Origin of the sequence: Pedobacter sp., assembly GCF_045628745.1 — a bacterium.
Taxonomy (GTDB): domain Bacteria; phylum Bacteroidota; class Bacteroidia; order Sphingobacteriales; family Sphingobacteriaceae; genus Pedobacter.
Map to the genome: position 1 here is coordinate 1 of NZ_JAZQPU010000328.1, position 6680 is coordinate 6680.

7 protein-coding genes are annotated in these 6680 nt (G+C 39.8%); 1 reads left to right on the plus strand and 6 read right to left on the minus strand.

Translation table 11 applies throughout. The features are described 5' to 3' along the window. Positions 1 to 28 precede the first annotated feature (28 nt). Complete coding sequence (locus tag ACR2F7_RS12115; protein ID WP_432713821.1) at positions 29 to 1306, plus strand: alpha/beta fold hydrolase; 1278 nt, start codon at positions 29 to 31, stop codon at positions 1304 to 1306. A 5-nt stretch (positions 1307 to 1311) separates the two neighbouring features. Here the strand turns inward: ACR2F7_RS12115 and ACR2F7_RS12120 are convergent, their stop codons facing one another. The 6 genes from ACR2F7_RS12120 to ACR2F7_RS12145 all read right to left on the minus strand — a co-directional run. Further along, positions 1312 to 2298, minus strand: a complete 987-nt coding sequence (locus ACR2F7_RS12120) for a hypothetical protein (protein WP_432713822.1) — start codon at positions 2296 to 2298, stop codon at positions 1312 to 1314. A 235-nt stretch (positions 2299 to 2533) separates the two neighbouring features. Further along, a complete protein-coding gene (locus ACR2F7_RS12125) occupies positions 2534 to 2779 on the minus strand; it encodes a glycosyltransferase family 2 protein (RefSeq protein ID WP_432713823.1) in 246 nt (81 codons plus the stop codon). 23 nt (positions 2780 to 2802) lie between these two features. Next, entirely contained in the window at positions 2803 to 3369 is a 567-nt protein-coding gene (locus ACR2F7_RS12130; protein WP_432713824.1) for a WcaF family extracellular polysaccharide biosynthesis acetyltransferase, read from the minus strand. A 20-nt stretch (positions 3370 to 3389) separates the two neighbouring features. Then, positions 3390 to 4568, minus strand: a complete 1179-nt coding sequence (locus ACR2F7_RS12135) for a glycosyltransferase (RefSeq protein WP_432713825.1) — start codon at positions 4566 to 4568, stop codon at positions 3390 to 3392. Between the two features lie 11 nt (positions 4569 to 4579). Next, complete coding sequence (locus ACR2F7_RS12140) at positions 4580 to 5086, minus strand: hypothetical protein (RefSeq protein WP_432713826.1); 507 nt, start codon at positions 5084 to 5086, stop codon at positions 4580 to 4582. A gap of 357 nt (positions 5087 to 5443) precedes the next feature. After that, the coding region (locus ACR2F7_RS12145; RefSeq protein WP_432713827.1) for a glycosyltransferase at positions 5444 to 6680 on the minus strand (1237 nt) is incomplete at its 5' end.

The following is a 6680-nucleotide window of genomic DNA, read 5'->3' on the forward strand; positions in this document are numbered from 1 at the left end:
TTTTATATCTTTATTATTTTAAATATTCATGAAAAAACTATTCCTTACGCTCCTCTTCTTCTGCAGTTTATTGGTTGCAAAAGCACAGACAGAACACAATGCTACGGTAACTAAATTTATTGGCTTTTATAAAGCCAATCAGGCCGATAGTATTTTTGGGTTATTTTCACCAGAAATGAAAGCGGCACTTAAAATTGAGGGAACAAGACAAATGTTAACCCAGCTGAAGGGGCAATTGGGAGAGATTGTGAAAAGCGGATATAATGGCTCACCTGCAAATACCTTTAATGAATACAGGTTAAGCTTTGAAAAACCTATAGTTGAAATGGCGCTCATCGTAAAGGATAATTTAATTGCAGGCATCCATCAAAAGCAGGTTAAAGCAGCGGTCAATGACCCTGTTGAGCTTGAAAGTAAAGACAATTTCTCAATTAACAATACCATCGGCACCTTATATGGCACTTTGCTATTGCCACAACATACAGGAAAAGTACCTGTAGTTTTAATGATTGGGGGTTCAGGGCCAACAGACAGGAATATGAACCAGGGACAAGCATTAAAATCAAACTCTTTTTTAATGTTGGCAAAGGCACTGGCCGCACAAGGAATTGCAACGCTGCGTTATGATAAAAGAGGCGTAGGAAAAAGCAGTGCTGCACACCAGTCACCACAAATAGCTTTAGACGATTTCATAAACGATGCGCAACTACTGATTACCAAGTTACAAGCTGACGACAGATTTTCAAAGGTCATTGTGCTTGGCCATAGCGAAGGTGCCATCATTGGTTTAGTGTCTTCTTTAAAAACTACACCTACGGCCTTTATTTCTCTATCAGGTTACGCTACCAATATGGCCGACATCCTAAAAAAACAATTGAAAACTTTGGCCAGTCCGGAAGATTATAAAACGACAACGGAAATTATTGACAGTTTAAAGGGAGGGAAAATAGTGAACAGAAAATTACCTTCCTCTTTAGCTGACCTCTTTTCTCCAGCAACCCAAGCTTACCTGCGCTCAACACTGAAATATGATGCGAGTAAAGAGATGAGTAAAATGAAAATTCCTGTTTTAGTGATAGGTGGTACAACAGACCTTCAGGTTGGCATTGAGGAGGCTAAACAACTGGCAAAAGCAAACCCTAAAGCAACCTTGAAGTTAGTGGAAGGTATGAACCATGTTTTGAAAGCCGCTCCAGTTGACCGTACCCTAAACCTGGAAACTTATAATAGTCCTGAGAAGCCCATTCATGATGCGCTTGCTCCTTTATTGGTAGATTTCATCAACAGAGCTCCAGCTACTTTATAAATTTTTCAATGCCTGATAATTGCAAACCGAGGGTCATTTACCCTAGCATATTCCTTTAATACTGCAGCAGTGATGGTGCCCTGCCCATGTTCATTTAAGTGAATTTGATCTGAATAATCATTTTCTTTTACCTGTTCAATATCCATCAGGAGATCAATATGGTTATCCTTTGCAAATTGAATAATTCCCTGCCCTTGTTGATTGTATTTTCCAGCCTGCATTTCTGTAATTTCCGCATGCAAATAAATTACAAGTGGAATGTGGTGGATCTTTGAATAAGCTGCAAACTTTTCAAAACCAGGGTTAAATTCTTTTGAAAGGGGTTGTTTATCAATATCCTGAGATGGTTTTAGAAGTTTACCTTTTAATATAGGAATAACATAACGGTCAAGCAATTCAAATAAGGCGATTTTATACTGTTTATCTTGATGATCTTTCGAAATACCCACCACTTTTTCAAACCTCATGTTGTCATGGGCATCATGAGAACTTACAAATAAATAAATCTTTTCGGCAGCAAAGGCACCATGTTGCTCCAGGTAGGCATAACAATTATCAGGGCCCCAGCTTCCAGCAGAAATGTTTAAAAACTGTACTTTTTTGCCGTAGATTTCTGATAAGGCCGTGGTCAGCTTTGTAGTGGCCAAAGAATCCTGATCAGTGAGTACTCCCCCATTAATCAAAGAATCTCCAAAGCCTAAAATATGAATGCTGTTACTGTCTATTGAAGGACTTCGCATCGATTGTTCGTTATAAAACACATTTTTACGGAACCTATAGACATGCTGATTTGCGGCGCTGATATACTCATAATTAGGGTCTTCCCTTACAAGTACAGCATGACAAAAACCCAGGTAGGTTCTTAAAAAAGTCTCGGAGATGAAGAGTAAAATGACTAATAGAGAAATGGTATAAATGAATTTATTTTTTAATTTCATGGTGATGATTTGATTAACAGCCAAATCTTGTTTGATGACAGATAGCAATGACATAAGTTGTGATATTGAAGTATAAGATGATCTGTGTTTTCTTAAAAAAAAGACCTGTGATTTATAGCCTTTAGTAGATGGTGGAATCTAACAGGCTAAAGGGCGTTTTAGGTAGCAAGAACATGCATCCTTGGTAACTTTGCACTTTCAAGCTGACCCATTAATTCATTAAGTATATTTTGTTTATCAAGAAAATCGTTCTGCATATAACCTTGATAAACGGGTTTCTTCAGAATGATCATTCATGCTGCAATCGAGAATAGCATTTATTAATGCCAAGATTTGATTCTTGTTTAAAGATTTTAATTCTTGGGTCTTTCAGGGTATCCAGGTAGGCACGCGTTCCATCTGTGGAACAGTTATCACTGATCAGCATTTCCCAGCAGGCATGATCCTGAGATAATACCGAATCAATGCATTCCTTTATAAAAGGGAGACCATTCCATACAGGGGTAATAATAGAAATTGAAGGTTGAGAGGTCATGTTATGATAAAAATTAAGGATGATTAACTGTGCATTTTTCTGTCCCGGATTTTACGGGCAGGGTTCCCAGCGTAAATAGACCAGCGATCTAGATTTTTAGTGGCTACAGAATTTACCGTGAGCACAGCATGCGTTTTGCAACTCACACCCGGACAAACGATAGATTTAGCACCTATCCATACGCCATCTTCAATTTCTATATTACCCAAGCGGAAGGCGAAGTTTGGCTGAGAATAATCATGGTTTCCCGTCAGTAGCATTGCACCCTGTGAAATGCACACATTATTGCCTATGGTTACCTTGCTCAGGTTATCTATCCATACGGATTCCCCGATCCAACAATGGTCACCTATGGTTAAATGCCATGGGTATTTTATCCTTACTTTTGTTTTAATAACAAGTCCTTTGCCCACCTGCGCGCCAAAGGAGTGCAGGATTCTTAATTTCCACTGATAAGGCCAGGGAAGTGCACTATTAAAAACAAAGTAGTTAATGAAATACCAGCTGATGATGCGCCACCTCTTGCCCGGATTATAGCTCCCATTGGTAAATGTGGAAAGGTCTGTGTACAATACTTCTGCAGTTTCCATGGTATGATTATTGAAAATGTTTAGTTGATGGCAGCAAAAAGTCTTTTTGCTGCATAGGCGGTAGAAAAATATTTGTTAAAGGCTTTTATAGCGTTCTCACTGAGCAGTTCTTTCTGCGCAGGAGAAGTTTGCTTCCATTGGAGCAGAAGTCTGCTGGTTCCTTCAACAGTATCGTCATCAACATAACAACCACCCTCCCTTTTAATCTCTCTCCAAATATTTACCTGGTTGGAGATCAGCACAGGCTTTCCACAGCTTAAGGCTTCCACTACGGCAACACCAAAATTTTCCTGATGGCTAGGAAGAATAAAGGCTTCACAACCGTAAAAAGCGCCCCATTTGGCTGCCCCGGAAACCATGCCTGAGAAAATAACGTTGCGCCGCAGCAGGATATCATTAAAAACTTTTAACTGAATTTTTTTTCCATAAGGCGTATCCAATCCTGGACCGGCAATAACGAGTTTTGCTAAAGTTACACCACCCATTAATGCCTTTTCATAAGCGGTAATCAATAGATCAATCCCCTTTTTTTCATGAATTCTGCTTAGAAAAAGCAGATAAGAACTATTCTTTAATCCGGGGACTTTTTTCTCGAACGACATCTTCATAGCAGCCGTGTACTTTGGAGGTCGGTCCACCCCTAATCCTACAACTAACGATTGTTTAGGCATGAATGGTTTAAAGGGCCCCTTAATCAGTTCCTCTTCACAAGTAAACAATAATCCTTCCGCAGCATGAATTAACCTTTTTTCAATTAGTTTCCAATATACCCAATTGCGCCAGGCTTTATATTTCCGATCCTTAGCCAGCTGAAAGTAGGGATCCAGCATTCCATGTGGCATCACAAACAGCCTTGGGACGGTATTTCCTGGATGTAGCTCTTTCAACTGCTTCATGGCTTTTGTAAGGGCATAACCCTGGTAGCACCATAAACCATGATTGATGACCACATCATATTTGCTTAAGTTTTCCAGTAGCCAGACCATAATTTTCTGATTATAGTTCCATGGGCCACTTCCAGATCCTAACGCATGTATTGGAACAGAAACATCTTGTAAATAAACAGCATCAGGTTCATCAAAACTGAGTACTTCGCTTTGTACTTTTTGCGCACACAGACCACTAACCATTGTTTTTATAGCCTGAGACATTCCCCCTGCCTGCGGATCTAAAGTGGGGATAACATGAAGTAATTTCATTAGTCGAATAATTAATGGATGAACTGCTTTTTAATAAGTGTGTCTATTTGCGCTACAGCATTTTTATGATGAAACATATTGCACACTGTATTGTAGTTTTTCTCAATGAGGTGCTGCCAGTGCTCTGGATTTTTCAAAATCCGTTGAAGCTGGACTACTGGATCTGCCCAGTCTGCTTCAATAATGGGATTATAGTTTAAAAGATAGTGATCATAGGATGCCGCTATTTTAGTGTAGATCAGTTCGATTTGATTTAATGCATCTTCAGCATTGAATTTTTTAACATTTTTAAGGAAAGCGTCTACAATTTTTCTACGCTCATGGGCAGACAGAGTCATTATATTTTGAATAACCTGTGCAGCGTTACCCGCCCAATAAGCTGTATCATCAAAAGGCCTGCGTGGAATCAGGAATCCCGCCTTACCAGCTACTTCAGTCATTGGAGCTTCGTTTGTGGTTTTGTTTTCTCTTATTTTCCCATGGGCAGACCATTGAGCCAGGAAATCGTGACAATGCATAACGTGTGCTCTACGCTGAACAAGTGGTATCCATTGGTCTTGCGCCTGGTCGTGGAAAACAAATAATGTTTCAGATGAGCAGCTTTTTAAACGACGCTTAACTTGTGCCGGAAAAACAACATATTGATCTATGTAAACTAACCATTTTTTTAAGGTTCCTTTTACAGGAAAATTGAATAATGTAGATTTTGGAGCCCAAATAGTGACTTGATGCCCAATGTTGAATCATTCCCTCAGCGAGCATATTGGTATAACGGGGCATACTGGAAAGAGCGGTCTTTTTTGGTTGCCAAAAAAATCCGGGTTAGAGAAAATAACAATATTCATTAAATGGAAGGTTGAGCGGCGAATACTATATTATTTGATTAGCTTTAATTCATTCAACAAGCTGTCTGCGGTAGCTTTAATAGAATAGGACTGGAGTTTACTTTTTGCCCATTCAAATTCCCGTGGATAGTGAGATAAACTGGCTACTTTTCCCGCAAGGCTTAAAGCATCACCATTTTTAAAAACCCTAAATCTTTCCCAGGCATAAAAATCGGCACTGCAGCCCACGGCATTACTCACCACCACCCCGCAGCCTGCCTGCATTGCTTCATTGGCTACCAGCCCCCAGGTTTCGCCCATCTTACGGGAAGGAAGAACCATAATATCCATAGCCAGGTAATGAGCCGGTAATTGCGATTGATTGATGAAACCGGCAAAGAAAGTCTTTACACCATATTTCTTTAAGGCTGTAGTGGCCAAATGCTGCAATGGCTCCAGGAGCTCACCACTTCCCACAAAGTACAAGTGCGTTCTTGCCCTTACTTCTGCAGGTAAATAGTCTAGCATATAGAAGAGTAGCTCGGGGTTTTTCTTAGGTATTAATTTACCGGAAAATCCAATGACAAAGGCATTTGACACTGCCCCAGCAGCCTTTCTGGTATAGCTTCTTAAGCGTAATTTATCTTCACTTTTAATTTCGGCAAACTTATCCTCTGTTCCATAACGTGCAGGCTTCAGTTTAATGGGGTTAACATGGTGTTTGAGGTAATGCCTTTTATTTAATTCGCCAATATAAAACACACGATTCAGGAACAGGTAAGCACTTTTATAAATTAAAGAACGAACAATGGTTTTTAATTTAGAACGGCGAAAAGCATGGTCCTGGGTTTCACAACGTAGCCATACAGGAATACCTTGTCGGCGCGCTTCCAGGTATGCCGTTAAATCAAACCTAAAATTAAGACCTGTTAACAAAACGGCAGAGGGTGCTAACTGACTGATCATTTCTTTCACTCCCTTTCCTGTAAGAGAGCCCCAGCCCGCTAAAGGTTTACCCTTCACACAATTAAGAATAGTACTCGGATAGCCCGCTAGCATAGGAACATCCCAGGCGAAAGTAATTCCAAACTCATGGTCGGCAAAACCCTGAATTGTACAATCAGAACCATATACGACATGTATAGACCCCGGATGAATTTTTTCCATTGCTTGCCAGATCGGTACACGATATTGTACAGGATGTGAGTCGAATACCAATAAATTGATAGCCATATAATTTAATTTAATATTGAAAAAATGATGATTAGGTGCCGGCCTTATATTGCAT

Excerpts from the sequence above, each read along its gene's own strand:
- ACR2F7_RS12115 (WP_432713821.1), top strand. The coding sequence starts at position 29 with ATGAAAAAACTATTCCTTACGCTCCTCTTCTTCTGCAGTTTATTGGTT.
- ACR2F7_RS12120 (WP_432713822.1), bottom strand. The coding sequence starts at position 2,298 with ATGTCATTGCTATCTGTCATCAAACAAGATTTGGCTGTTAATCAAATC.
- ACR2F7_RS12125 (WP_432713823.1), bottom strand. The coding sequence starts at position 2,779 with ATGACCTCTCAACCTTCAATTTCTATTATTACCCCTGTATGGAATGGT.
- ACR2F7_RS12130 (WP_432713824.1), bottom strand. The coding sequence starts at position 3,369 with ATGGAAACTGCAGAAGTATTGTACACAGACCTTTCCACATTTACCAAT.
- ACR2F7_RS12135 (WP_432713825.1), bottom strand. The coding sequence starts at position 4,568 with ATGAAATTACTTCATGTTATCCCCACTTTAGATCCGCAGGCAGGGGGA.
- ACR2F7_RS12140 (WP_432713826.1), bottom strand. The coding sequence starts at position 5,086 with ATGCATTGTCACGATTTCCTGGCTCAATGGTCTGCCCATGGGAAAATA.